This is a genomic window from Streptomyces sp. SID14478 (assembly GCF_010548525.1).
GTDB lineage: Bacteria > Actinomycetota > Actinomycetes > Streptomycetales > Streptomycetaceae > Streptomyces.
Window position 1 is genome coordinate 1 of record NZ_JAAGMG010000796.1, and the last position, 2,439, is coordinate 2,439.

Annotated in this window: 2 protein-coding genes and 1 pseudogene; 2 read left to right on the forward strand and 1 reads right to left on the reverse strand. The window is 70.7% G+C overall.

What is annotated here, in order from left to right; all coding sequences use genetic code 11:
* Window positions 1-199, forward strand: a pseudogene (locus G3I40_RS26275) (FUSC family protein); the annotation flags it as partial.
* A 9-nt stretch (window positions 200-208) separates the two neighbouring features.
* Here G3I40_RS26275 and G3I40_RS26280 read toward each other — a convergent pair.
* Complete coding sequence (locus G3I40_RS26280; protein ID WP_164304636.1) at window positions 209-1,054, reverse strand: serine protease; 846 nt, start codon at window positions 1,052-1,054, stop codon at window positions 209-211.
* A gap of 253 nt (window positions 1,055-1,307) precedes the next feature.
* On the opposite strand from G3I40_RS26280, the gene G3I40_RS26285 reads away from it, so the two are divergent.
* Window positions 1,308-2,439 (forward strand): amidohydrolase (locus tag G3I40_RS26285; protein ID WP_164304638.1); only part of this gene is annotated, 1,132 nt, incomplete at its 3' end.

Consider the following 2,439-nt stretch of genomic DNA (forward strand, 5'->3'; position numbering starts at 1 on the left):
GCGGGCCGCCGCGGACCTGGCGGCGGCCGAACTGCCGGCCCTGGCACGGCGGTCGGCGGGGTCGCAGCAGGTCACCGTCGCGCTGGAACGGCTGGTCGACGCGACCACCGCGTGCGCCGTGCAGGTCGACGACACGGGCCGGGTGCCGGAGCAGCACGCCGAACGCATCGGCGTGCTGCTGGCCGAACTCGCCGCGTGAGAAGGGGAGTTACGGCTTGGGCAGCGCACACCCGGGGGCCGACAGGTCGATCTTGTTGCCGATCTCGACGCACGGCACGATCCCGTACGTCTCCTGCCCGTAGTTGATGCCTTCGCGCACCGTCACGCCGCCGTTCTCGTCGACCTCGCACGGGTTGTTGTCCGTGCAGCGCTCGCCGTCCTCGTTACCGGTGTTGTTGACCGCGACGACCTTTCCCGTCGCCTGGTCGAGCACCGGGGAGCCGGACGTGCCGCCGATGGTCTGGCAGTCGGAGGTGTAGCGGACCGAGTCCTTCCAGGTCCACTCGCCCTCCTTCAGGTTGTACGCGAAGCCGTCGATCGCGCAGTTGTAGGTCTTCTTCCAGTAGCCGGAGACCACGCTGATCGCGGTGCCCTGCGTCGGGTGGTCCGCCGACAGCTCCAGCGCCTTGATGCCGTAACTGCTCTCGATCTGCTGGTAGGTGCTGGTGAGTTCGTAGAGCGAGACGTCGGTGTCCGTCATCGTCCCGTACGCGACCTTGCTCGCCCGGAGCGTCGCGACCCCGCTGCCCGCCGCGTTCAGCAGGGTGAAGGTACGGGTCGAGGGCTGGTCGACGACGACCTCGCCCGGGCCCGGGAAGCCGGACTCCAGGCAGTGGCCGTTGGACATGACCAGCGCCGGGTCGGTGGGCTCGGAGTCCGGTACGCGGATGACGGAACCGGAACAGTTGCTGAGCGCGACCGTTCCGGCGAAGTCCACGGCCTGGGCTCTGGGTGCCGGTGCTTTTTCAGGTGCCCCGTCAAATGCCGTGGCGGGTGCGGCTGTCGCTCCTAGGAGGAGAACGCTGAAGAGCGCGCCGACGAGAGATTTCTTCATGTGGGGGGTCCTCTCCCGTGCTGAGTGCACTGTGTTTGGCATGAGCATTGTGAGGGCGTGCGGCTCAGCGGACAACAGTGCCTTCTCAGCGAACGGGGCGACGCGGCAGTTCAGTCGTCCGTCACGCGGTCGATCGGCTCGCGGTGGCCCGGCGCTGCAGCGCGCGACGGAGTACCGCCCACACGGCGAAGCCGCGCAACGGTACGGCCCCGTGCTCCCTGACGGGACGCCCGCCCTCGCTACCGTGCCCCCTATGGACGCTGCCACCCCCGCCGACCTGATCGTCACCCACTGCACCGCCCTCCTTCACGCCGATCCCGACGAGAGCGACCCGCAACGCGCCGCCGACGGGATCCACTTCAGGCCCGACACCGCCCTCGTCGTACGCGACGGAGTCCTCGTCGACGTCGTCGACAGCGCCGCCGTGGCGGACCTGGAATGCCGTGAACGGATCGACGCCCGGGGGCTCGTCGCGCTGCCCGGCCTCGTCAACTGCCATACGCACAGCCCGATGGTGGCCCTGCGCGGACTCGTCGAGGACCTGCCGGAGCAGGAGTGGTTCAACGACTGGATCTGGCCGATCGAGTCGAACCTCACCCCGCGCGTCGTCGCGCTCGGCGCCCGGCTCGCCTGCGCCGAGATGATCCGCGGGGGCGTGACCTGCTTCGCCGACCACTACTTCGCCATGGACACCGTCGCCGACGCCGTCGCCGAGACCGGGCTGCGCGCCAATCTCGGCGAGGCCTTCTTCTCCTCCCAGGGGCCCGAGGGACGGGAGCGGTCCCTCGACTTCGCGCTGCGGCGCGACAAGAGCGCGGGCGGCCGCATCACCACTTCCCTCGCGCCCCACGCGCCGTACACCGTCACGGATGACGACCTCGCTATCACGGCCGAACTCGCTCGAGAGAACGGCCTGTTGGTCCATCTGCACGCCGCCGAGAACCGCGCCCAGACCGACATCAGCCTCGACCGCCACGGCCGCACCCCCATCGGCGTACTCCAGGACGCCGGTCTGCTCGACGTCGACGTGCTCATCGCCCACGGCACCGGCATCCTGGACCGCGACCTGCCCGCGCTGTCGGCGGCCACCGGGCGCGTGGGAGTGGCGAGCGCCCCCCGCGGCTACCTGAAGTTCGGCTGGGACACGACGCCCGTACGCGCACTCGTCGACGCCGGCGTGCACGTCGGCCTCGCCACCGACGGCGCCGCCTCCAACAACACCCTCGACGTGTGGGAGGCGATGACCCTCACCGCCCTCGTGCAGAAGCAGACCGAGCGGGACCCGCGCTGGCTCACCGCCCGGCAGGCGCTGCGGCACGCCACCCTCGACAGCGCCCGCGCCGTCGGCCTCGGCGCGCACGTCGGCTCGCTGGCGCCCGGCCGCC